Raw genomic sequence first — 23,658 nt, 5'->3', positions numbered from 1 at the left:
TCACGCTTTTACATCGCTGGTCGCTACCACAGAAATCGCCGGGCTATCCGGCTGTTCGACGAATGGCGGCGTTTTCCGGTATTTATCCAGCAGGTGGATCTGAATCTTGCGCAGCATATCGCCGTTCAAACGGTAGTAGCGGAAGTAGAGAACCAACGTCATCATGAAAAACAGTACCGGCAGGACAATCATAATAAACTGCATCCCCTGCAGGGTTTGCGCAGACTGCGCCACGTTCGGCGTGTAGCCAATCAGCCCCAGCACCAGAGCGATAAAGAACGCCGCAAACGCCGAGCCGCCCTTCACGACCATCGTCTGTACGGAATAAGCGATACTCTCGCAGCGAATATTGAGCTTAAATTCCCCATAATCGACCGTATCCGCCACCATGATCACCTGAAGCACCCAAAAGAGCGCGGTCCCGATATTCAGGAAAATACCCGCCGCCACGATTAAAGCGGCATTATGGACATCCGCCAACGCCATCGCGAAGAGCCCTGCGCAACTCAGAACGGGCATCACGGAGGCGCCCGCCCACAATATCCGCCGCGATAACATTTTCACCAGCCGGGGGAAGACAATCAGCGTCAGCAGATTCGCCGCGCCGGCGTAAGAAAGGTAATAGGGAAAAAGATCGGCATCGCCAATCACATAGGTGAAGTAGTAGATCGCAAAGCCATTGATAATATTGGAGGCAATGTTATACGCCAGCGCCATTCCCAACAGGCAAGAGAGCTGATCGTTTTTGTATATCAATCCAACGATCGTTTTTAACGTCAGATGTGGGCGGCCCGCCGTTACACCGTTGTCGGAGGAGTACACCTCATGTACGTTGCGTAATGTCACGATAGTCGAGGCGATAAAGAACGCAATCAGTACCAGCGTAAACATCTGAAAGCCGAACCCACGATCCGCTCCGCCAACGTAGTTCACAAACGGCAGCGTTATACCGGCAGTGACGAAGCCAGCCAGACTGGCGAAGAAACGCGGGAACGGCACCAGTTGTTCGCGTTCTCGCTTATCAAGCGTAATGGTCGGCACCAGCGACCAAAATGGGATATCCATAATGGTATACGTCATGCCCCACAGGATGTAGGTTACGCAGACAAATACAACCTGCGCGGTTCCCTCAAAAAGATGGGCGCTGAACAGCAGGAAAAGCACCAGCGAATTGGTTAAGGTGCCGATCAATATCCACGGCTTAAATTTCCCCCACCGCGAACGCGTGGCGTTGACAATCCATCCCATGATGGGATCGTTTATCGCATCCCAGATTCGCGCGACCAGAAAAAGGGTGCCGACGAGGCCGACCGAGAGTCCCACCACATCGGTGTAGTAATACATCAGGTACATATACACAATGCCGATGGCGAAATCCTTACCAAACGCACCGAACCCGTAACTCAGCTTTGTTGTCAGAGAGATGCTCATAGGGTACCGGGTCGCTGTTACCAGCGCCCGCCTTCTGTTAGTAGAGGTTAAACGCCGGATCTGCCGTCCAGCGCGGCTGGAGATTAACGGCGTAACCAGGCCGGAAGCCAGTCGCCATGCGCGGCGATCAGATCGTCAACCAACGCATAGATTTCTTCGATACCCAGCACCGCTGCGGTATGAGGGTCCATCATCGCCGCGTGATACACGCGATCGCGGTTTTCCGTGAGGATGGCTTCGGTCAACAGCGTTTGCACGTTGATGTTGGTCTGCATCATCGCCGCCAGATGAGAAGGGATCGTCCCCACCTTCGTCGGTTGAATGCCGTTGGCATCCACCAGACAAGCCACTTCCACGCAGCTTCCCTGCGGCAGGTTATCAATCAGCCCCTCATTACGCACATTGCCGTAAATCACGCTCGGCTCGCCGGTCCACAGAGCGTTCATAATGGTGCTGGCGTACTCGCGGGACGGTTTGATGTCGATACGCTCGGCGGTTTTATACTCCTCCAGCTCTTTATGCCAGTTCGCCAGTTGTTCTACGCAGCGTTTCGGATATTCATCCAGCGGCACCTTGTAGCGCGCAATCAGATCCTCGCGTCCCGGTTTAATAAACCACGGCGTGTACTCGGCAAAATGTTCTGATGACTCGGTGACGAAGTAGCCCAACTTTTTGAACATCTCGTAGCGCACAATGTTCTGGCAGCGTTCATTGCCGTGAATATTGGGCTTCGGCGCCTGTCCGGCGTCATAGGCCGCCAGCAATTCAGGATAGAGATCGACATAAGTCCCGTCAGCCGTTTTGCGCTCCAGTTCGAGGTAAAACGCCATGTGGTTAATGCCGGCGCAGCGGTAGCGCAGCGAGGCGGGATCGATATTCAGGTCGCGCGCCAGTTCTTCCGCCGTTCCCTGTACCGAATGGCACAGGCCGACCTGTTTGATATGCGGATAGCGGGCATACATAGCCCAGGTGTTCATCGCCATCGGGTTGACATAATTGAGCATGGTGGCCTTCGGACAGACTTCCGTCATGTCTTCGCAAATCCGCCACAGATGCGGGATGGTCCGCAGCGCGCGCATAATGCCGCCCGGCCCCAGCGTATCGGCGATCGTCTGTTCCAGGCCATGACGCTTACAAACCTCAAAATCGGTCACGGTGCAGGGTTCGTAGCCGCCAATCTGAAAGGCGACCACCACGAAATCCGCATCCTGTAGCGCCGCTTTCTGGTTGGTATGGCAGGTAATCCGGCCAGAAGCGCCTGCTGAGTCCATCAGTTTCCGTACCACAATGTGCGACTCTTCCAGCCGGGTTTCGTCAATATCCATCAGGGCGACATGCGCTGATTTTAGCGCCTCGCGGTGAAACACATCGCCGAGGATATTTTTGACGAAAATCGTAGAACCTGCGCCGATAAAGGTAATTTTGGGTGCCGTCATCATGACTCTCCAGAACAGTAGTGAACATCTTCATGGTGGCACGCGTTCCCGGTGAAAACCTCCGTCTTCCCCGATGAGCATTCCCGAAAACTCAGATCGTATGCTGACGCGCGGGAGATCTGAGTTTTTGGGACAAAATGGCGTAAAAAGCAGAGTATTCGGCCTGAAAGTCAGGCTACGCTCTACAATATCGACGGATTCTGTGTCCGGATTCCCGGTTTCCTCCCGGCTAAAGGGGCATAATTCTGATAATTCAGGAAATGGAGTGACGATGAGTACGCAAGCAATATCCCTCCTCCCGCCCGACCCGCACATGTGCAACGGCGATGAAAAGCAAACCCGTAGCCCGCTGTCGCTCTATTCCGAATATCAACGACTGGACGTTGAGCTGAGGCCACCGCACAGAATGGCCAGCAGTCACTGGCATGGGCAAGTAGAAGTGAATGTTCCGTTTGACGGCGATGTGGAGTATTTAATCAACAATGAAGTCGTGCAGATAAAGCAGGGACATATCACCCTGTTTTGGGCCTGTACGCCACACCAGCTTACCCGCCCCGGCAACTGCCGCCAGATGGCGATTTTCAGTTTGCCGATGCACCTGTTTCTCTCCTGGCCGCTGGATCGCGATCTTATCAACCACGTCACGCACGGGATGGTGGTTAAATCACTGGCGACCCAGCAGCTTAGCACCTTTGAAGTGTTGCGCTGGCAGCAGGAAACAAGCAGCCCGAATGAGCAAATTCGCCAGTTGGCGATCGATGAAATCGGCCTGATGCTTAAACGCTTTAGCCTTTCCGGCTGGCAGCCTATTTTGCTCAATAAAACATCACGCACCCACAAGAATAGCGTCTCACGCCATGCGCAGTTTTACGTAAGCCAGATGCTGGGATTTATTGCCGATAACTACGATCAGGCGCTCACCATTAACGACGTCGCGGAGCATGTCAAACTCAATGCTAATTACGCGATGGGAATATTCCAGCGGGTTATGCAATTGACGATGAAGCAGTACATCACGGCGATGCGCATCAATCACGTACGTGCCTTATTGAGCGATACTGACAAAACGATCCTCGATGTCGCTCTGACTGCCGGGTTCCGATCCAGCAGCCGTTTTTACAGTACTTTTAGCAAATTTGTCGGCATGTCTCCGCAACAATATCGCAAGCTAAGCCAGCAACGACGCCAGACGATGCCCGGCTAAAGCCGGATACCACTATCAGCCAAAAAAATAATTCACCTGTCGATAAACGGCAGGTGAAATCGCTCGATATCCATAATTAACCCATTGTTTATTAAACAACAATATCAATAACTGACCATTATTCCATCACTTTACACCCCCTATTTGACGGGGTAATACTTGCCCACGTCACATTCATACGGCGGGTCGGCAAGGCGTAAATTGCACGGCCTCCACAACCGGGTAAAAGATGATGAAAGTATTAATTGTTGAAAGTGAGTTTCTGCATCAGGACACCTGGGTTGGCAACGCGGTTGAGCGTCTGGCGGATGCCTTGAGCCAACAAAATGTTACCGTCATTAAATCGACATCCTTCGATGACGGCTATGCCATCTTGTCCGCGAACGAAGCCATTGACTGTCTGATGTTTAGCTACCAAATGGAACAACCGGATGAGCACCTGAGCGTCAGGCAATTGATCGGTAAGCTTCACGAGCGTCAGCAAAACGTGCCCGTTTTCCTGTTAGGCGACAGGGAAAAAGCGACGGCATCGCTGGACCGCGACCTGCTGGAGCTTGTCGATGAATTCGCCTGGATTCTGGAAGACACCGCTGACTTTATCGCCGGACGCGCTGTTGCCGCCATGACCCGGTATCGCCAGCAACTGTTACCGCCGCTGTTTAACGCGTTGATGAAATACAGCGACATTCATGAATATTCATGGGCGGCGCCGGGACACCAGGGCGGCGTCGGTTTCACTAAAACGCCTGCCGGTCGCTTTTATCACGATTATTATGGCGAAAACCTGTTCCGCAGCGATATGGGGATTGAGCGTACCACGCTCGGTTCACTCCTCGACCATACCGGCGCGTTTGGCGAAAGCGAGAAAAACGCCGCCCGCGTATTCGGTGCTGACCGCTCCTGGTCCGTGGTTGTCGGGACCTCCGGTTCTAACCGTACTATTATGCAGGCCTGTATGACGGATAATGATGTCGTTGTACTGGATCGTAACTGCCATAAATCCATCGAGCAGGGGCTGATCCTCACTGGGGCCAAACCGGTATATATGGTGCCAAGCCGTAACCGTTACGGCATTATCGGGCCAATCTACCCGCAGGAAATGCAGCCTGAAACCTTGCAGAAAAAAATCAGCGCCAGCCCGCTGACCAAAACCAAAGCCGGACAGAAACCGTCTTACAGCGTGGTGACCAACTGTACCTATGACGGCGTATGCTATAACGCCAAAGAGGCGCAGGATCTGCTGGCAAAAACCAGCGATCGCATTCACTTCGACGAAGCATGGTACGGCTATGCGCGCTTCAACCCGATTTATTGCGATCACTACGCGATGCGCGGCGAGCCAGGCGACCATAACGGTCCGACCGTGTTTGCCACCCACTCCACGCACAAACTACTGAATGCGCTTTCACAAGCTTCCTACATTCATGTCCGTGAAGGCCGTGGCGCGGTGAATTTCTCCCGCTTCAACCAGGCATATATGATGCATGCCACCACCTCTCCGTTATATGCCATCTGCGCATCCAACGATGTGGCGGTATCGATGATGGACGGTAACAGCGGCCTGTCCCTGACTCAAGAGGTGATTGACGAAGCGGTTGATTTCCGTCAGGCGATGGCGCGTCTTTATAAAGAGTTTACCGATGAAGGCGACTGGTTCTTTAAACCGTGGAATAAAGACGTCGTCACCGATCCACAAACCGGTAAAACGTATGACTTCGCCGACGCGCCGGCAAAACTGCTGGCAACCGACCAGAACTGCTGGGTCATGCGCCCCGGGGAAACCTGGCACGGCTTTAAAGACCTGCCGGATAACTGGAGTATGCTGGACCCGATTAAAGTCAGTATTCTGGCGCCGGGTATGGGCGACGATGGCGAACTGGAAGCATCCGGCGTACCTGCTGCGCTGGTCACAGCATGGCTTGGCCGCCACGGTATCGTGCCGACCCGCACCACCGACTTTCAGATTATGTTCCTGTTCTCCATGGGGGTCACTCGCGGGAAATGGGGAACGCTGATCAACACGCTGTGTTCCTTCAAACATCATTACGACGCGAATACGCCGCTGGCGCAGGTGATGCCGGAACTGGTGCAGGATTATCCTGACACTTACGCGAACATGGGTATTCATGACCTGGGCGATAAAATGTTTGCCTGGCTACGTGAAAATAACCCGGGCGCCCGTCTCAACGCCGCCTATTCCACCCTGCCGGTTGCGGAGATTACCCCGCGCGACGCCTACAACGCGATTGTGAACAACAATATTGAAATGGTGGCGATTGAAAATCTACCGGGTCGCATCGCGGCGAACTCCGTTATTCCTTACCCGCCAGGCATCCCGATGCTGCTCTCCGGCGAAAACTTTGGCGATGAAAACAGTCCGCAGGTAGGTTACTTACGCTCACTGCAATCCTGGGATCATCACTTCCCTGGCTTTGAGCATGAAACCGAAGGCACGGAAATTATTGATGGCGTATATCACGTTATGTGCGTGAAAGCCTAATCACAAAGAGTCTTTTTTTTGAGGATGGCATGTATTCCCTGAGTATTGCTGCAAAACAATAATACTGTCATACCTTTTTGCGCGGGCCCCATCCCGCGCTTTTTTTATACAAAAATGACAAGTTGCCACTCGCGTACAACTTTTTGTACACCCTAAATCATCGTACAAATATTGTAATATTATTCAGGAAAGTTATTTTAGTGCAGTTTCAATTCATCACACAATTGACTCAGTCCCCGTTATCTCTCCCGTTTGGCGAGATCCGGTATTTTATGTTCATATTCCAGGAGTTCGGGTATGAGGATTTGCAGCAACGAACCTTGCATAGTGTTATTAACCGAAAAAGATACATGGTTACGAGTAAATGGTAAGGAGCCAATCAGTTTAAAAGCGAATCATATGGCCATTCTGGCTTGTGAAAATAACGTTATTGACATTTCATCATTAAATAGCGTGCTAGTAATACAAGTGAGTCGCAATAATATTAAAGACTATTTACAATTCCTGAATAAAGATCTCTCACACCTTCCCGTCTGGCAACGCAACGCCGATCCCTTATTGACCGCCAACTGTCTGACGCCGGATATCTTCAGGGTCGCTGCCCGCTACAGCGCGATGGAAACACCGGATGAAATTGTTAGTGAACGTACCCGTGCGCTCCTTTTCACCGTTTTATCCCGCTTTCTTGACCACAAAAAATTTATTTCTTTGTTAATGCACATGCTGCGCAGCCGCATCAGTGACAGCGTTTACCACATCATTCAGAGCGATATTCATAAAGACTGGAATCTGAGCGCCGTTGCCAGTTGCCTGTGCCTGAGTCCAAGCTTGTTAAAGAAAAAGCTCAAAAACCGAGAATACCAGTTATAGCCAAATAATCACGACCTGCCGAATGCGTTATGCCGTAAACCAATTATTAATGGACGGAAAGAATATCTCTCAAGTCTCACAGCTGTGTGGGTATAACAGCACATCGTACTTTATTTCCGTGTTTAAAGAGTTTTATGGTATGACCCCCCTGCATTATGTTAGCCAACATCGGGAACGATCGGCTGCCTAATTTTTCTACACTCAACGATAAGACACGATAATAACAGCATTGGCGATAACCCGTCTCCGACATAATTCAGCGGCATTCTGAGGGGGTATGATACGACGTAATTTATCGTAACGAAGTCACCTTTTCAGGAGTCCAAATTATGTCTTCGGATGCTGATGCTCACAAAGTGGGCCTAATCCCCGTCACCTTAATGGTATCGGGGAATATTATGGGTTCAGGGGTATTCTTACTCCCTGCCAACCTGGCGGCCACTGGCGGGATTGCAATCTACGGATGGCTGGTCACTATCATCGGCGCCCTGGCGCTGTCGATGGTTTATGCCAAAATGTCGTCCTTAGATCCCAGTCCCGGCGGTTCCTATGCCTACGCACGTCGCTGCTTCGGGCCGTTTTTGGGCTATCAAACGAACGTGCTGTACTGGCTGGCATGCTGGATCGGTAATATCGCGATGGTCGTTATCGGCGTCGGCTATCTGAGCTATTTCTTCCCGATTCTGAAAGATCCGCTGGTATTAACGCTTACCTGCGTCGCGGTGCTGTGGATTTTTGTTCTGCTGAACATCGTCGGGCCGAAAATGATTACCCGCGTACAGGCCGTCGCCACCGTACTGGCGCTGGTGCCTATCGTAGGGATTGCGGTCTTCGGCTGGTTCTGGTTTAAAGGCGAAACCTATATGGCGGCCTGGAACGTGAGCGGCATGAATACCTTCGGCGCGATTCAAAGCACGTTGAACGTTACGCTGTGGTCATTCATCGGGGTAGAAAGCGCCTCCGTTGCGGCCGGTGTGGTCAAAAACCCGAAACGCAACGTGCCTATCGCCACCATCGGCGGGGTACTGATCGCCGCCGTCTGCTATGTACTCTCCACAACGGCGATTATGGGGATGATCCCCAACGCGGCGCTGCGTGTGTCGGCATCGCCTTTCGGTGACGCGGCGCGTATGGCGCTGGGCGATACCGCAGGGGCTATTGTTTCCTTCTGTGCGGCAGCAGGTTGCCTGGGCTCTCTCGGCGGCTGGACGCTGCTTGCCGGTCAAACCGCAAAAGCGGCGGCGGACGATGGTCTCTTCCCGCCAATCTTCGCGCGGGTTAATAAAGCCGGTACGCCAGTGGCTGGGTTGCTTATCGTCGGCGTGCTGATGACTATCTTCCAGTTCAGCAGTATGTCGCCGAACGCCGCGAAAGAGTTTGGTCTGGTCTCCTCCGTGTCGGTTATCTTCACCCTGGTGCCTTATCTTTACACCTGTGCCGCGCTGTTGCTATTGGGCCACGGTCACTTTGGTAAAGCGCGCCCGCTGTATCTGCTGATTACCTTCGTCGCGTTTGTGTATTGCATCTGGGCGGTCATCGGTTCCGGCGCCAAAGAAGTGATGTGGTCGTTCGTCACGTTGATGGTGATCACCGCGCTGTATGCGTTGAATTACAACCGCATTCACAAAAACCCGTATCCGCTGGATGCGCCGGTTAAACAGGATTGACCACGTGTAGTTAATGTTATCGCAACAGGCCGGATAGCGCAGGTTATCCGGCCGCCACCAACATTAAGTTCTTAAGGTTCACTTAATTTTACTTTGTCACGATTAGCGTCACCGAATCGATGGACGCATCAACATGTTAAAGCGCTTTCTTAAAAGACCTGTTCTTGGGCAAATCGCCTGGCTTCTGCTTTTTTCCTTTTATATTGCCGTCTGCCTGAACATTGCGTTCTACAAGCAGGTACTACAAGACCTACCGTTAAACTCGCTGCGCAATGTGCTGGTGTTTATTTCCATGCCGGTCGTCGCGTTTAGCGTGGTCAATAGTGTGCTGACGCTGGCCTCATTTATTTGGCTAAACCGACTGCTGGCCTGCGTTTTTATTCTGGTCGGCGCTGCCGCGCAGTATTTTATTTTGACTTACGGCATCATCATCGATCGCTCCATGATCGCCAATATGATGGATACCACGCCCGCGGAAACCTTTGCGCTGATGACGCCGCAAATGGTGCTGACGCTGGGATTAAGCGGCGTTCTGGCAGCCGTGATTGCCTTCTGGGTCAAAATCCGCCCGGCGACACCGCGCTTACGTAGCGGGCTTTACCGTCTGGCCAGCGTCCTGATCTCTATTTTATTAGTTATTCTGGTCGCCGCCTTTTTCTATAAAGATTACGCCTCGCTATTTCGAAATAATAAACAGTTGATCAAAGCGTTAAGCCCATCGAACAGTATTGTCGCCAGTTGGTCATGGTATTCGCATCAACGGCTGGCGAATTTGCCGCTGGTACGCATTGGCGAGGATGCCCATCGCAATCCATTAATGCTGAAAGGCGATCGCAAAAACCTGACGATTCTTATCGTTGGCGAAACCTCGCGCGGCGATGATTTCTCTCTTGGCGGCTATCCGCGCGACACCAATCCGCGGCTGGCGAAAGACGATGTGATCTACTTCCCGCATACCACCTCTTGCGGAACGGCGACCGCGATCTCCGTTCCCTGCATGTTTTCTGATATGCCGCGCAAACATTATGACGAAGAGCTGGCGCATCACCAGGAAGGGCTGCTGGATATTATCCAGCGCGCGGGGATTAACGTACTGTGGAATGATAATGACGGCGGCTGTAAAGGCGCATGCGATCGCGTTCCGCATCAAAATGTCACCGAGCTAAACCTGCCCGGACAATGTATCGACGGCGAGTGCTACGATGAAGTGTTATTTCACGGTCTGGAAGACTATATCGACCATTTGAAAGGCGATGGCGTTATTGTATTACATACCATCGGCAGCCACGGCCCAACCTATTACAACCGTTATCCACCGCAGTTTAAAAAATTTACCCCAACCTGTGACACTAACGAAATTCAGAACTGTTCCCAACAGCAGTTGATCAACACCTATGATAATACCGTGCTGTACGTGGACTATATTGTAGATAAAGCCATTAACCTGCTGAAATCTCATCAGGATAAATTCACAACCAGCCTGGTGTATCTTTCCGATCACGGCGAATCATTGGGTGAAAATGGCGTTTATTTACACGGTCTGCCGTATTCCATTGCGCCGGATACGCAAAAACATGTCCCGATGCTCATTTGGCTTTCTAAAGATTATCAACAGCGTTATCAGGTGGATCAGGCCTGCCTGCAAAAACGGGCGAGCACGCTGGATTATTCACAGGACAATCTTTTCTCAACCATGCTGGGATTAACCGGCGTACAAACGACGTATTACCAGGCCGCAGATGATATTCTGCAACCGTGCAGGAGACTAAGCGAATGAAGATACTGATTGTTGAAGACGACACGCTATTATTACAGGGGTTAATACTCGCCGCGCAAACCGAAGGCTATGCGTGTGATGGCGTTTCGACAGCGCGTGCCGCCGAGCATAGTCTGGAGTCTGGTCATTACAGTCTGATGGTGCTGGATTTAGGGCTGCCCGATGAGGATGGCCTGCATTTCCTGACGCGAATCCGACAGAAAAAATATACTCTGCCGGTACTCATTCTGACCGCCCGCGATACGCTCAACGATCGCATTAGCGGGCTGGATGTCGGCGCAGATGATTATCTGGTAAAACCCTTCGCCCTGGAGGAGTTGCACGCCCGCATCCGCGCGCTGCTGCGCCGCCATAATAACCAGGGTGAAAGTGAACTGACGGTTGGCAATCTGACGCTCAATATAGGCCGCCATCAGGCATGGAGGGATGGACAGGAACTGACCCTGACGCCTAAGGAGTACGCGTTGCTCTCACGGTTGATGCTCAAGGCAGGCAGTCCGGTGCACCGGGAAATTCTTTATAACGATATCTACAACTGGGATAACGAACCCTCGACCAACACTCTGGAAGTGCATATACATAATTTGCGCGACAAAGTCGGCAAGTCGCGCATTCGCACGGTTCGCGGGTTTGGCTACATGCTGGTTGCCACTGAGGAAAGCTAAGTGAGCCTGATGCGTTTTCAGCGAAGAGCGATGACCCTTCGCCAGCGTTTAACTCTGACAATTGGTCTTATTCTGCTGGTGTTCCAGCTAATCAGTACCTTCTGGTTATGGCATGAAAGCACTGAGCAAATCCAACTGTTCGAGCAGGCGCTGCGGGATAATCGCAACAACGATCGCCATATCATGCACGAAATTCGCGAGGCGGTCGCCAGCCTGATCGTCCCCAGCATATTTATGGTTAGCCTGACGCTGCTGGTTTGCTACCAGGCGGTACGGCGTATTACCCGCCCACTCGCCGAACTGCAAAAAGAGCTGGAAGCGCGGACGGCGGATAATCTGACGCCGATCGCCATTCACAGCTCCACGCTTGAGATTGAGTCCGTCGTCTCGGCGATCAATCAACTGGTTACGCGTTTGACCACCACGCTCGACAATGAACGCCTTTTTACCGCCGATGTGGCCCATGAGCTACGCACGCCGCTGTCGGGGGTGCGTTTGCATCTGGAATTATTGTCAAAAACCCACAATGTTGATGTCGCGCCGCTTATCGCCCGTCTTGACCAGATGATGGATAGCGTCTCCCAGCTTCTGCAACTGGCGCGCGTGGGCCAGTCATTCTCTTCCGGGAATTATCAGGAAGTAAAACTGCTGGAAGATGTGATCCTCCCCTCCTACGATGAGCTGAACACCATGCTGGAAACGCGTCAGCAAACTCTGTTGCTGCCGGAAAGCGCGGCGGACGTGGTGGTGCGCGGTGACGCGACGTTACTGCGTATGCTGCTGCGAAATCTGGTGGAAAACGCGCATCGCTATAGCCCTGAAGGAACCCATATCACTATCCACATTAGCGCCGACCCCGACGCTATTATGGCGGTCGAAGACGAGGGGCCGGGTATTGATGAAAGCAAATGCGGGAAGCTAAGCGAAGCGTTCGTGCGGATGGACAGCCGTTATGGCGGAATTGGCCTGGGGCTGAGTATCGTCAGCCGCATCACCCAGCTACATCAGGGACAGTTTTTCCTGCAAAACCGTACGGAAAGAACAGGCACCCGTGCCTGGGTGATGTTGAAAAAGGCATAACAGGCGTTTAATACGTCGTGACCCACACATAGATAAAACTGCTGACAATCAGCACACTACACAGGGTCGTCAAACTTTTATAAATATAGCTTTTCATGACGCTCTCCTCCAAAGGTATGGAGGAGAGTATGCCCGCGAGAGATTAAGCGAACCTTAAGCGCGAAATTTATTCATCGATACGCGGATGTTGCTGTACCAGACGCGAACGTTTGACCTGCAGCTCCGCGATTTCCTGATCGATGTCGTCGATTTTCTGCTCAATATTATCGTAATGCTCGCCCAGAATTTCCTTCGCTTCCTGGATGTCCGACGCCGCTGGCGTTGCGCCTTTTAACGGACGATTGGCCGTCTCTTTCATGGAAATACCGGTAATCAAGCCTATCACCGCGATGACCATCAAATAATACGCCGGCATCATCAGATCCTGCGAGCTTTCCACCAGCCAGGCCGCCAGCGTTGGCGTCAGACCGGCAATCAATACAGAGATATTAAAAGCCGCCGCCAGCGCGCTGTAACGAATATGCGTCGGAAACATCGCCGGCAATGTCGAGGCCATCACCCCGGTAAAGCAGTTCAGAATCACCGCCAGCATCAACAAACCGGCAAAAATCAGGCCAATAACGTTACTGTTAATCAGGATGAAGGCCGGGATCGCCAGCGCAAACAGCGCAATGCTGCCCATAATCACAAATGGACGTCGACCGAAACGGTCGCTCAGCAGCCCCATCACTGGCTGCACAAACAGCATCCCGATCATAATGGCGATGATAATCAACACGCCGTGATCTTCAGAATAGTGCAGGTTATGCGACAGGTAGCTCGGCATGTAGGTGAGCAGCATGTAGTAGGTCACGTTGGTGGCAATCACCAGACCGATACATGACAACAGGCTACGCCAGTGTTTGGTGGCAATCTCTTTAAAGGAGACTTTCGGCCCATCCTGCAGCCCTTCGCGGTCGCCCTGCTCCAGTTTATCCACGTGCTGCTGAAACGCTGGCGTCTCTTCCAGCGCATGGCGTAAGTAGAGACCAATAATTCCCAATGGCAGGGCGATAAAGAACGGAATACGCCAGCCCCACTCCAGGAAATTCTCCTCGCCGACAATCGTTGAGATTAAGACCACCACGCCCGCGCCCAGCACGAACCCGGCGATGGAACCAAAATCCAGCCAGCTTCCCATAAATCCGCGTTTACGATCCGGCGAATATTCCGCGACAAAGATCGACGCGCCGGTATATTCCCCGCCAACCGAGAAGCCCTGCGCCATTTTACATAGCAACAACAGTATTGGCGCCCAGATACCGATCGTCGCGTAAGAGGGAATTAACCCGATACAGAAAGTACTGATCGACATAATCACAATCGTGATCGCCAGGATCTTCTGGCGCCCGTATTTATCGCCGAGCATACCAAAGAATAACCCGCCGAGCGGACGAATCAGGAAGGGAACGGAAAACGTGGCCAGCGCGGCAATCATCTGGACGCTGGGATCGGCGCCGGGGAAAAAGACTTTACCCAACGCGTAGGCAACAAATCCATAAACACCAAAATCAAACCACTCCATCGCGTTGCCCAGCGAGGCGGCGGTAATCGCTTTGCGAAGTTTACCATCATCAATGATGGTCACATCGCCCAGTGTAATCGGTTTTATTTTTTTCCTTTTCAGCATAGCTGTCCTCATAGGCTAAGCCCTGTAGCGCTATATACGGCGGGCACTGGCATACCGCGCCAGCGTCGCCGTCGAGCGGAAGGAGGGGCGCGAACGCTCTCCCTCATACAAGCGTAGCAGGTTTACTTACACTGTCCGGTTACGGACTGTACAACCGAACCTGTTGACGCCTGAATGGGCAGTTAATGACCTTTTTACCCTAACAGGGTTTAAATATGTGATCAACTTCACACATATATGTCAATTCGGTCAAAAGGTGTAAATAAGGACGCCCTAATGCGCTGTGGTGACAGTAAAAAAGCGGTTATTTGAGTGTAAACCATTGCTGACTGGCGTGGCGCAGTCCCTTTTATAAAAGCGGCAATAGTCCCGACAACGCTAAGGATTTTGTGTATAATTGCGGCCTTTTTCGGCGATCTGCCATTTTTGGGCGCATTTGCCCCCGCTGACTTTTTGAGGATACCAACATGTCATTACCCCACTGCCCGCAATGTAACTCCGAATATACCTACGAAGATAACGGCATGTTCATCTGCCCGGAATGCGCTCACGAATGGAACGATGCGGAACCCGCTCAGGAGAGCGATGAGCTGATTGTCAAAGACGCCAACGGCAACCTGCTGGCGGACGGCGATAGCGTCACCATCGTGAAAGATCTGAAAGTAAAAGGCAGCTCTTCCATGCTGAAAATCGGCACCAAAGTGAAGAATATTCGTCTGGTTGAAGGCGACCATAACATCGACTGCAAAATCGATGGTTTTGGCCCGATGAAACTGAAATCCGAGTTCGTGAAAAAGAACTGATTTACCGTGTCATTGCCCGGTAGCGCCTCGCTTACCGGGCCTGAGCGGGCCTGCCACCGACAATATTGTGCCAATTTCGAACTACACTTAACGAGCATCTCTTACCTGAGGTAACCATCATGCCGTTAAGTCCCTATCTCTCTTTTGCCGGCAACTGTGCCGACGCCATCGCGTATTATCAACAAACGTTAGGCGCAGAACTGCTTTATAAACTCAGCTTCGGTGAAATGCCCCCCTCGGCGGCGGATAACGAAGAGGGCTGCCCGTCAGGAATGCGCTTTCCCGATACTGCTATCGCCCACGCCAACATGCGCATTGCCGGCAGCGATATCATGATGAGTGATGCCAGCGCGTCGGGAACGGCGCATTATTCCGGCTTTACGCTGGTGCTTGATACCCAAGATGTAGCAGAAGGGAAGCGCTGGTTTGATAACCTTGCCGCACAAGGGCAAATCGAAATGGACTGGCAGGAGACCTTCTGGGCGCAGGGGTTCGGCAAGGTCAGCGATCGTTTCGGTGTGCCGTGGATGATTAACGTGGTTAAACATCAGCCTGCCACCTAACTCCCCGGGAGGCTCGCCCTCCCCCTTGCCATCAGAGTGATCTTTGGCTGCACGTTATCCGCCGTTTAACTGCCATAGAATAAATAATGACGGTAGTTTGTTACAGTCTGGCGAAAGATGGTTGATCCTGATGAAGCATCGGGAGGACATTATGCCAGTCTGTGAATTACGCCACGCGACAACAGAGGATACCGATTCTGTTTACGCGCTTATCTGTGAGTTACTTAAAGATGAGCTTGATTATCAGGCTTTCAGGGATGGGTTCGCCGCTAATTTACTGGACCCCAACTTTCATTATCGTTTAGCGCTGCGCAACGGAGAGGTAGTCGGCATGATCAGCCTGCATATGCAGTTTCATCTCCATCATGCCAACTGGATTGGCGAAATTCAGGAGCTGGTGGTATTACCGCAGATGCGGGGACAAAAAGTTGGCAGTCAGCTTCTGGCCTGGGCAGAAGAAGAAGCACGTCAGGCGGGCGCCGAGCTAACGGAGCTTTCCACAAATATTAAACGCCGCGATGCACACCGTTTTTATCTTCGCGAAGGTTACAAGCAAAGTCATTTTCGGTTTACGAAAGCATTGTGATCTGGCAGCCGTCATCAGGAGATAAGGCATAACGTAATCAACCGTCACCGGGTGAAGTAGCGGAGCCATCTCAATTCTACTGTCGGCAAGCCTGGATAAAGGTTAAACGGGCTGACTCGCTTCTTTAGCAAAAATGGCCCTTTTAAGTTGTAGAAATGTAAATTTATTGTCAACGAACTACACTTTTCTCTTTGGCATCACCGGGAGGGTTGCCTGAAAATCCCGGGATGAGGTTTTCTTAGAAGGACAGTGACGTTATGTTCGCAGCAATCATTATCGGTATTTTTATTATCAGCGTCATTTATGCGCATTCACGCGGGGTGGAAAAACAAAAGCTTTCCCGTCAGCTCTTTGACCACTCGACGTTTATGGCGCCGATCAATATGTTCATGACTCGCTTCTCAACGTTACCGGCAAAGCAGCCGTACTTTGATACCACGGCATTTCCAGAGCTGCAGAAGCTGACGGAAAACTGGCAGGTGATTCGTGAAGAGGCGCTACGGCTTCAGCATCACATAAAAGCCGCGCAGGCCAATAACGACGCCGGATTCAACACCTTTTTCAAGCGCGGCTGGAAACGGTTTTACCTTAAATGGTATTCCGATGCCCACCCGTCGGCGGAAACGTTATGCCCGATAACGACAAAGCTGGTCAACAGCATCCCCTCTATCAAAGCGGCGATGTTCGCCGAGTTGCCTCCCGGGGCCTATCTGGGAAAACATCGCGACCCCTATGCCGGTTCAGTACGTTACCACCTTGGATTAAGCACACCGAATGACGACCGCTGTTTTATTGAAGTTGATCGACAGCGCCATAGCTGGCGCGACGGCGAAGCCGTCATCTTCGACGAAACCTACGTTCATTGGGCGGAAAATAAAACTGAGCAGACACGTATTATCCTCTTTTGCGATATTGAGCGCCCAATGAAATGGCGCTGGGCGCAGAGCGTAAACCACTGGGTCGGCGCATCGTTGATGTCCGCCGCCAGTTCGCCAAACGACGAGAACGATCGCACCGGTGCGATTAATCGCATCTTTAAATACGTTCACGCAGCACGCGATGCCGGGCAACGGCTGAAAAAGAAAAACCGCACTCTCTATTACGCGCTGAAATATCTCGTTATTGCCGCTATTTTTGCCGCGATAATCCTTTTCAGCCTCCTCTGAAGCCGGGCCGCGGTATGGAACTGCCTGCCGCGGCCTGTTCTATCCTGGCGTTAGTCTCAACGCGTTCCCTGGCCTTGAGTCTATCCATCCGGACAATTTATTAAAAACCCCCACTTCAGGCAGAGCAGATTGCCGGATGGCGGCTCCGCCCTATCTGGCCTGCGCTCAGCGTTTCTCCCCATAATAAATGTCATGCGGCATTTTCTTTCGACACGTCAAAACTGACGATAGCCTGTTTTTCGTCAGGGTTTTGAACAAAATTCGCCCGTAATATCAGGGAAAGCCCATACTAAAAAAGTGGCATAAAACATGCATACTGAGGGCGAAAGCGCGTATGCGCGATTTGATTAACTGGAGCGAAACCGATGAAAAAAGTCGTCACGGTTTGCCCGTATTGCGCATCAGGTTGCAAAATCAATCTGGTGGTCGATAACGGCAAAATCGTCCGGGCTGAGGCGGCGCAGGGGAAAACCAACCAGGGTACCCTGTGTCTGAAGGGCTACTACGGCTGGGATTTTATTAATGATACCCAGATCCTGACCCCGCGCCTGAAAACCCCAATGATCCGTCGCCAGCGTGGCGGCAAACTGGAATCTGTTTCCTGGGATGAAGCGCTCAATTACGTCGCTGAACGTTTGAGCGCCATCAAAGCGAAGTACGGTCCGGATGCAATCCAGACAACCGGCTCCTCTCGCGGTACCGGAAATGAAACCAACTATGTAATGCAAAAATTCGCACGCGCCGTTATTGGTACCAATAACGTTGACTGCTGCGCTCGCGTCTGACACGGCCCATCGGTTGCAGGTCTGCACCAATCGGTCGGTAACGGCGCAATGAGTAATGCGATTAACGAAATTGATAACACTGATTTAGTGTTCGTCTTCGGGTATAACCCGGCGGATTCCCACCCTATCGTGGCGAATCATGTGATTAACGCTAAACGCAACGGGGCGAAAATTATCGTCTGCGATCCGCGCAAAATTGAAACCGCGCGCATTGCCGACATGCATATCGCGTTGAAAAACGGCTCGAATATCGCGCTGCTCAACGCCATGGGGCATGTCATTATTGAAGAAAACCTGTACGACAAAGCGTTTGTCGCCAGCCGTACTGAAGGTTTTGAAGAGTACAGCAAGATTGTCGAAGGCTATACGCCGGATTCCGTCGAAGAGATCACTGGCGTGAGCGCACAGGAGATTCGTCAGGCGGCGCGGATGTATGCCAGCGCGAAAAGCGCAGCGATCTTGTGGGGGATGGGCGTCACCCAGTTCTATCAGGGTGTGGAAACCGTGCGTTCACTGACCAGCCTCGCGATGCTGACCGGCAACCTCGGCAAGCCAAGCGCGGGCGTTAACCCGGTTCGCGGCCAGAACAACGTTCAGGGTGCGTGCGATATGGGCGCGCTGCCGGATACTTATCCGGGCTACCAGTACGTTAAGTTCCCGGAAAATCGCGAGAAGTTCGCTAAAGCCTGGGGTGTAGAAAGTCTGCCTGCGCATACCGGCTATCGCATCAGCGAGCTGCCGCACCGTGCGGCGCATGGCGAAGTGCGCGCGGCGTACATTATGGGTGAAGATCCGCTGCAAACCGATGCGGAACTCTCTGCAGTACGTAAAGCGTTTGAGGATCTGGAACTGGTCATCGTGCAGGATATCTTCATGACCAAAACCGCGTCGGCGGCGGATGTGATTTTACCCTCCACCTCGTGGGGCGAGCATGAAGGCGTCTTCTCTGCGGCTGACCGTGGTTTCCAGCGTTTCTTTAAAGCCGTTGAGCCGAAGTGGGACCTGAAAACCGACTGGCAGATTATCAGTGAAATCGCCACCCGGATGGGCTATCCGATGCACTACAACAACACCCAGGAGATCTGGGATGAGTTGCGTCATCTGTGCCCGGATTTCTACGGCGCCACTTACGAGAAAATGGGCGAGCTGGGCTATATCCAGTGGCCGTGCCGCGACACGTCGGATGCCGATCAGGGAACCTCGTACCTCTTTAAAGAGAAGTTCGATACCCCCAACGGTCTGGCGCAGTTCTTCACCTGCGACTGGGTAGCGCCTATCGATAAACTCACCGAAGAGTACCCGATGGTACTGTCGACGGTGCGCGAAGTCGGCCACTACTCCTGCCGCTCAATGACCGGTAACTGTGCGGCGCTGGCCGCGCTGGCCGATGAACCGGGCTATGCGCAAATCAATACCGCCGACGCCGCGCGTCTGGGCATTGAAGATGAAGCGCTGGTGTGGGTTCATTCGCGCAAAGGCAAAATCATCACCCGCGCGCAGGTCAGCGATCGCCCGAACAAAGGGGCGATTTACATGACCTACCAGTGGTGGATTGGCGCCTGTAACGAGCTGGTGACTGAAAACCTCAGCCCGATTACCAAAACGCCGGAGTACAAATACTGCGCCGTACGCGTTGAGCCGATCGCCGATCAGCGAGCCGCCGAGCAGTATGTGATTGATGAGTACAACAAACTGAAAACCCGCCTGCGCGAAAGCGCAATGGGTTGATCTGCCGGATGGCGGCATCAGAATGCTTTATTCGGCCTGCGTCTACTGTAGGCCTGATTAGATGCATTAGCATCGCCATCAGGCATTTTCCCTATAACAGCCTCCGCCCGGAGGCTGTTTTTTTATCCATACGATCTCTTTATACTGTCTTTTCCGTACCCTAAATAAAATTCAAAATGAAACCACTTCTTGCATTGATGTTGTTTATGACATTCTTTGCCCATGCCGCAGATCCTGAGCCGGGTAGCCAGTATTTGCAGGCAGCAGAGGCAGGTGACAGACGCGCGCAATATTTTCTGGCCGACAGTTGGTTGAGCTATGGCGATTTGAACAAAGCTGAATACTGGGCGCAAAAAGCCGCCGACAATGGCGACGCCGACGCCTGCGCGCTACTGGCGCAAATCAAAATCACTAATCCGGTAAGCCTGGATTATCCCGACGCGAAAAAGCTGGCTGAAAAGGCGGCTAACGCGGGCAGTAAAGCGGGCGAAATTACGCTGGCGCGGATCCTGGTCAACACCCAGGCCGGGCGTCCGGACTACCCAAAAGCCATCTCGCTGCTGCAAAAGGCCTCTGAAGATCTGGATAACGACTCCGCGGTGGATGCGCAAATGTTGCTTGGCCTGATTTACGCCAACGGCGTGGGCATTGCCGCCGATGATGAAAAAGCCGCCTGGTATTTCAAACGCAGTTCCGCCATTTCCCGTACCGGCTATTCAGAATACTGGGCGGGAATGATGTTTTTAAACGGTGAACCGGGCTTTATTGAAAAGAACAAGCAGAAGGCGTTGCACTGGTTGAATCTAAGCTGTCTGGAAGGGTTTGATACCGGTTGCGAAGAGTTCGAAACGCTAACAAATGGCTGATGTTTATTGCCTGATGAACGTAGTCGTTGTAGGCCTGATAAGCGTAGCGCCATCAGGCAACCCGGAGCAGGTTGTCGGATGGCGGCGTGAACGCCTTATCCGGCCTACATTTTCTTTCTCTGTAGGCCGGATAAGCAAAGCGCCATCCGGCAATCCGTTATTGGGCGGTCTTATCAAATTTCCCCAGTACGTCGCGCTCATAGGCCAGCGCTTTTTTACGGTCAAACTTGTGTTCCCACTTGGCAATCACCAGCACCGCCAGCGCATTCCCCACCACATTTAGCGCAGTACGCGCCATGTCGAGGATACGGTCGACACCGGCGATAAACGCCAGCCCTTCCAGCGGAATGCCCACGCTGCCCAGCGTCGCCAGTAACACCACGAAGGAAACGCCTGGCACGCCGGCAATCCCTTTCGACGTCACCATCAGCGTCAGCACCAGTACAATTTCCTGCCACAGCGACAGGTCGATACCGTATAGCTGCGCGATAAAAATGGCGGCGATGCTCTGGTATAACGTGGAGCCGTCGAGGTTAAATGAGTAACCGGTCGGTACCACGAAACTGGTGATAGAGGCTGGCGCGCCGTAAGCTTCCATCTTCTCGATAATGCGCGGCAGCACGCTCTCGGAGCTGGCGGTCGAGTACGCCAGAATCAATTCATCTTTCAGAATGCGAATCAGAATCCAGATACTTAACCCGCACAGGCGCGCCACGATGCCCAGCACCACCAGCGCAAAGAAGATAATGGCAAAGTGTACCAGCAGCACCAGTTTCGCCAGCGGCCACAGCGACGCGAAACCAAAATTCGCCACCGTGACGGCGATCAGCGCAAAAACGCCCACTGGCGCATAGCGCATCACCATATGGGTGACTTTAAACATGGTCTCAGATATGGAACGAAATACCGTCACCAGCGGTTCGCGGTGCGTTGCCGGCAGGGACGACAACCCCAGCCCAAACAGGACCGAGAAAAAGATAATTGGCAGCATATCCCCTTTGGCCATCGATGCGATGATATTGGTCGGCACCAGCGACAGTATCGTCCCCATCAGCCCATGCGCATGACTTTGTACTTCCGCCGTGGTGTTCTGGTATTTCGAAATATCGACGGTCGCCAGTTGCGACATATCAATGCCTGAGCCTGGCTGAAAGACATTCGCCAGCGTAATGCCGAGGATAATCGCCACCGTGGTGATCAGTTCAAAATAGAGAATGGTTTTGGCGCCGATACGGCCTAGCTGTTTCGCATCGCCAACGCCGGCGATGCCGACAATCAGAGTCGAGATCACGATCGGCACTACGATCATTTTAATCAGGTGGATAAAGATATCGCCAGCAGGCGACAGCAGGTTGGCAATCAGCCATTCACGACTGTCACTGTGATAATGCAGATAGCTGCCCAACAGAATGCCCAGCACCATAGCCAGCAAAATTTGCCAGGCCAGGCTGACTTTCAAATTTTTCATAACAACAGACTTCCTCGATGAAGCGTTGCTCTCCGCCGAAAGCATGAGAGCAATACATACTGAAAGGGTATGATTTGTGTTGCGTTGGTTTGTAGAGTTTTTTAACGCGCATAATCAGTATCATTTGCATAGCGTCTTGCGCAACCCTTTCATAACAGGGCTTTTGGCTGTTTTTATGCATAATAACGCGAGTTTATGGCGTTAATGATGAATAACTATTTGTTATGGAAAGTTTTTTACTTCGTCAAAAACGAATAATACACTGAGGTAATTAATTTTTACTTGTGTCTCATTCGCCGTTTTTTTAAACAGCACACATGACAAAAGTCACAAAAAAGAAAAAATTATTTCTGCCGATTTTGTAACAATTTAGCCAAATTAATGGCCTCTACCAGCTGCGCGCGGTTCACTCGCGGCGAGTTAGCGTCCAGTAAGGTTTGCCACAGCGACACGGCTTGCGCATAATCCGCCTGCATAAACGCATCCGCCGCCAGCAGCATCTGCGCGGTCACTTCTGTCGCATCCAGCGCTAACGCTTTATTAATCATTTCACGCGTCGCAGGCGTCATATGTTGCCCGGCCTGGTAATACAACACCGTTGCCAGCGCGGCGAAAAGCTGCGCGTTATCGCCTCGCAGACGCAACGCCTGACGATATGCCAGCAGCGCATTGTCATATGCATTGCGATAGAGATAATACTCGCCCAGCCGCGCCCATTGCTCGCTATCCTGCGAATTGGCGCGTATTTTTTCTTGCAGCCTGGAAAGCTGCGCCTCTGGCGTTTGCGGGTTCGTAAAGTCACGTAGCGGATCGGCCAGACGCTGTTGCTCGCTACGCACAGCCTGCCATTTCGGCGTCAACATATAGCCGCCGATACAGGCAGCCACCATCAACACCGCCGCAGCCGCCAGACGCTTTACGGGCATGGGACGTAACGGCGCAGTGGAGTGTTCAGACTGGCTCATTGTTCCCCCTCTTCTGCGTGCTGACGCTTTCTCGCCCGCCAGACCACCACGCCCACCAGCAATAACAGCAGGCACGGCAGCGCCCACAACAGCAGCGTTTGCTCATTCAACGGCGGGTTGTAGCGTACGAAATCACCATAACGGTCGGTCATCCAGGCGGTGATTTCCGCTTCGCTTTTACCTTCGGCCACCATACTGTAAACCTGATGGCGCATACTGACCGCCACGGGCGCATTGGATTCCAGCAAATTCTGGTTCTGACACTGCGGACAACGCAGTTGACTGGCAATAGACAGCGCTTTTTCCTGCTGTTGCGGATTGTCAAAGCGCCAGGTATCCACCACCTGGGCGTGGGTGGCGAAGGTGATTAAAAACAGGACGATCGTTAAGAGTAAAAACTTTCTGCCGGATGGCGCTACGCTTATCCGA

The 23,658-nt window shown here is 52.4% G+C and carries 18 protein-coding genes and 3 pseudogenes; 13 read left to right on the top strand and 8 right to left on the bottom strand.

The genetic code is table 11. The features are described from left to right. Window positions 1-1,431, bottom strand: a complete 1,431-nt coding sequence (gene melB, locus NA389_RS04365) for a melibiose:sodium transporter MelB (RefSeq protein ID WP_000028070.1) — start codon at window positions 1,429-1,431, stop codon at window positions 1-3. An 83-nt stretch (window positions 1,432-1,514) separates the two neighbouring features. After that, complete coding sequence (gene melA / locus NA389_RS04360) at window positions 1,515-2,870, bottom strand: alpha-galactosidase (RefSeq protein ID WP_001527488.1); 1,356 nt, start codon at window positions 2,868-2,870, stop codon at window positions 1,515-1,517. A gap of 268 nt (window positions 2,871-3,138) precedes the next feature. Between melA and melR the strand changes: the two genes are divergently transcribed. The 7 genes and pseudogenes from melR (at window position 3,139) to pmrB (ending at window position 12,630) form a co-directional block, all read left to right on the top strand. Further along, complete coding sequence (melR, locus tag NA389_RS04355; protein WP_000106992.1) at window positions 3,139-4,071, top strand: transcriptional regulator MelR; 933 nt, start codon at window positions 3,139-3,141, stop codon at window positions 4,069-4,071. A 232-nt stretch (window positions 4,072-4,303) separates the two neighbouring features. Next, window positions 4,304-6,571 carry an arginine decarboxylase gene (gene adiA / locus NA389_RS04350; RefSeq protein WP_001542850.1) on the top strand — a complete coding sequence of 756 codons (2,268 nt, stop codon included), beginning with the start codon at window positions 4,304-4,306 and terminating at the stop codon, window positions 6,569-6,571. Between the two features lie 297 nt (window positions 6,572-6,868). After that, window positions 6,869-7,631, top strand: a pseudogene (locus tag NA389_RS04345) (AraC family transcriptional regulator). Between the two features lie 139 nt (window positions 7,632-7,770). Beyond that, window positions 7,771-9,108, top strand: coding sequence for an arginine/agmatine antiporter (gene adiC, locus NA389_RS04340; protein WP_000093130.1), 1,338 nt, complete (start codon window positions 7,771-7,773; stop codon window positions 9,106-9,108). Window positions 9,109-9,241: 133 nt separating this feature from the next. Then, complete coding sequence (eptA, locus tag NA389_RS04335; RefSeq protein ID WP_000919290.1) at window positions 9,242-10,885, top strand: phosphoethanolamine transferase EptA; 1,644 nt, start codon at window positions 9,242-9,244, stop codon at window positions 10,883-10,885. Next, complete coding sequence (pmrA, locus tag NA389_RS04330; protein WP_000697894.1) at window positions 10,882-11,550, top strand: two-component system response regulator PmrA; 669 nt, start codon at window positions 10,882-10,884, stop codon at window positions 11,548-11,550. The genes eptA and pmrA overlap by 4 nt, the downstream gene beginning before the upstream one ends. A gap of 9 nt (window positions 11,551-11,559) precedes the next feature. After that, window positions 11,560-12,630 carry a two-component system sensor histidine kinase PmrB gene (gene pmrB / locus NA389_RS04325; protein WP_071585826.1) on the top strand — a complete coding sequence of 357 codons (1,071 nt, stop codon included), beginning with the start codon at window positions 11,560-11,562 and terminating at the stop codon, window positions 12,628-12,630. A gap of 7 nt (window positions 12,631-12,637) precedes the next feature. On the opposite strand, the gene pmrR is transcribed toward pmrB, so the two are convergent. Together pmrR and proP are read right to left on the bottom strand one after the other, a co-directional pair. Then, entirely contained in the window at window positions 12,638-12,727 is a 90-nt protein-coding gene (gene pmrR / locus NA389_RS04320) for an LpxT activity modulator PmrR (RefSeq protein ID WP_000844399.1), read from the bottom strand. 69 nt (window positions 12,728-12,796) lie between these two features. Continuing rightward, window positions 12,797-14,299, bottom strand: coding sequence for a glycine betaine/L-proline transporter ProP (proP, locus tag NA389_RS04315; RefSeq protein ID WP_000919710.1), 1,503 nt, complete (start codon window positions 14,297-14,299; stop codon window positions 12,797-12,799). Between the two features lie 467 nt (window positions 14,300-14,766). On the opposite strand from proP, the gene NA389_RS04310 reads away from it, so the two are divergent. The 6 genes from NA389_RS04310 to yjcO all read left to right on the top strand — a co-directional run bounded on the left by NA389_RS04310 (window position 14,767) and on the right by yjcO (window position 20,796). After that, on the top strand, window positions 14,767-15,102 hold the full coding sequence (locus NA389_RS04310) for a zinc ribbon domain-containing protein YjdM (protein WP_000056482.1): 336 nt from the start codon (window positions 14,767-14,769) through the stop codon (window positions 15,100-15,102). Window positions 15,103-15,221: 119 nt separating this feature from the next. Then, on the top strand, window positions 15,222-15,665 hold the full coding sequence (gene yjdN / locus NA389_RS04305) for a VOC family metalloprotein YjdN (protein ID WP_001131301.1): 444 nt from the start codon (window positions 15,222-15,224) through the stop codon (window positions 15,663-15,665). A 151-nt stretch (window positions 15,666-15,816) separates the two neighbouring features. Next, window positions 15,817-16,251 carry an aminoalkylphosphonate N-acetyltransferase gene (phnO, locus tag NA389_RS04300; RefSeq protein ID WP_001527229.1) on the top strand — a complete coding sequence of 145 codons (435 nt, stop codon included), beginning with the start codon at window positions 15,817-15,819 and terminating at the stop codon, window positions 16,249-16,251. A 257-nt stretch (window positions 16,252-16,508) separates the two neighbouring features. Then, on the top strand, window positions 16,509-17,417 hold the full coding sequence (gene lpxO / locus NA389_RS04295) for a lipid A hydroxylase LpxO (RefSeq protein ID WP_000457029.1): 909 nt from the start codon (window positions 16,509-16,511) through the stop codon (window positions 17,415-17,417). 365 nt (window positions 17,418-17,782) lie between these two features. Continuing rightward, window positions 17,783-19,930 carry a formate dehydrogenase subunit alpha gene (gene fdhF / locus NA389_RS04290; RefSeq protein WP_077905985.1) on the top strand — a complete coding sequence of 716 codons (2,148 nt, stop codon included), beginning with the start codon at window positions 17,783-17,785 and terminating at the stop codon, window positions 19,928-19,930. A 176-nt stretch (window positions 19,931-20,106) separates the two neighbouring features. After that, a complete protein-coding gene (gene yjcO, locus NA389_RS04285; RefSeq protein ID WP_000803307.1) occupies window positions 20,107-20,796 on the top strand; it encodes a Sel1 family TPR-like repeat protein YjcO in 690 nt (229 codons plus the stop codon). Between the two features lie 76 nt (window positions 20,797-20,872). Here the strand turns inward: yjcO and NA389_RS04280 are convergent. The 4 genes and pseudogenes from NA389_RS04280 to nrfF form a co-directional block, all read right to left on the bottom strand. Beyond that, window positions 20,873-20,949, bottom strand: a pseudogene (locus NA389_RS04280) (hypothetical protein); the annotation flags it as partial. 4 nt (window positions 20,950-20,953) lie between these two features. Then, window positions 20,954-22,264, bottom strand: coding sequence for a glutamate/aspartate:proton symporter GltP (gene gltP, locus NA389_RS04275; protein ID WP_000793278.1), 1,311 nt, complete (start codon window positions 22,262-22,264; stop codon window positions 20,954-20,956). A 344-nt stretch (window positions 22,265-22,608) separates the two neighbouring features. Beyond that, window positions 22,609-23,229: a heme lyase NrfEFG subunit NrfG gene (gene nrfG, locus NA389_RS04270; protein WP_000083227.1), complete on the bottom strand. Its 621-nt coding sequence runs from the start codon at window positions 23,227-23,229 to the stop codon at window positions 22,609-22,611. After that, a pseudogene (nrfF, locus tag NA389_RS04265) lies at window positions 23,226-23,645 on the bottom strand (heme lyase NrfEFG subunit NrfF); the annotation flags it as partial. The pseudogene nrfF and the gene nrfG, both read right to left, overlap by 4 nt. Window positions 23,646-23,658: the final 13 nt, after the last annotated feature.

This window comes from Salmonella sp. NW645, assembly GCF_051703725.1.
Classification (GTDB): Bacteria; Pseudomonadota; Gammaproteobacteria; order Enterobacterales; family Enterobacteriaceae; genus Salmonella; species Salmonella enterica.
The sequence above is the reverse complement of the archived record's forward strand: the minus strand, read 5'-3'. Positions and strand labels throughout refer to the sequence as shown.

What these genes read in the sequence shown, in the direction of transcription:
- melB (WP_000028070.1), bottom strand. Translation starts at nt 1,431, where the DNA reads ATGAGCATCTCTCTGACAACAAAGCTGAGTTACGGGTTCGGTGCGTTT.
- melA (WP_001527488.1), bottom strand. Translation starts at nt 2,870, where the DNA reads ATGATGACGGCACCCAAAATTACCTTTATCGGCGCAGGTTCTACGATT.
- melR (WP_000106992.1), top strand. Translation starts at nt 3,139, where the DNA reads ATGAGTACGCAAGCAATATCCCTCCTCCCGCCCGACCCGCACATGTGC.
- adiA (WP_001542850.1), top strand. Translation starts at nt 4,304, where the DNA reads ATGAAAGTATTAATTGTTGAAAGTGAGTTTCTGCATCAGGACACCTGG.
- adiC (WP_000093130.1), top strand. Translation starts at nt 7,771, where the DNA reads ATGTCTTCGGATGCTGATGCTCACAAAGTGGGCCTAATCCCCGTCACC.
- eptA (WP_000919290.1), top strand. Translation starts at nt 9,242, where the DNA reads ATGTTAAAGCGCTTTCTTAAAAGACCTGTTCTTGGGCAAATCGCCTGG.
- pmrA (WP_000697894.1), top strand. Translation starts at nt 10,882, where the DNA reads ATGAAGATACTGATTGTTGAAGACGACACGCTATTATTACAGGGGTTA.
- pmrB (WP_071585826.1), top strand. Translation starts at nt 11,560, where the DNA reads ATGCGTTTTCAGCGAAGAGCGATGACCCTTCGCCAGCGTTTAACTCTG.
- pmrR (WP_000844399.1), bottom strand. Translation starts at nt 12,727, where the DNA reads ATGAAAAGCTATATTTATAAAAGTTTGACGACCCTGTGTAGTGTGCTG.
- proP (WP_000919710.1), bottom strand. Translation starts at nt 14,299, where the DNA reads ATGCTGAAAAGGAAAAAAATAAAACCGATTACACTGGGCGATGTGACC.
- NA389_RS04310 (WP_000056482.1), top strand. Translation starts at nt 14,767, where the DNA reads ATGTCATTACCCCACTGCCCGCAATGTAACTCCGAATATACCTACGAA.
- yjdN (WP_001131301.1), top strand. Translation starts at nt 15,222, where the DNA reads ATGCCGTTAAGTCCCTATCTCTCTTTTGCCGGCAACTGTGCCGACGCC.
- phnO (WP_001527229.1), top strand. Translation starts at nt 15,817, where the DNA reads ATGCCAGTCTGTGAATTACGCCACGCGACAACAGAGGATACCGATTCT.
- lpxO (WP_000457029.1), top strand. Translation starts at nt 16,509, where the DNA reads ATGTTCGCAGCAATCATTATCGGTATTTTTATTATCAGCGTCATTTAT.
- yjcO (WP_000803307.1), top strand. Translation starts at nt 20,107, where the DNA reads ATGAAACCACTTCTTGCATTGATGTTGTTTATGACATTCTTTGCCCAT.
- gltP (WP_000793278.1), bottom strand. Translation starts at nt 22,264, where the DNA reads ATGAAAAATTTGAAAGTCAGCCTGGCCTGGCAAATTTTGCTGGCTATG.
- nrfG (WP_000083227.1), bottom strand. Translation starts at nt 23,229, where the DNA reads ATGAGCCAGTCTGAACACTCCACTGCGCCGTTACGTCCCATGCCCGTA.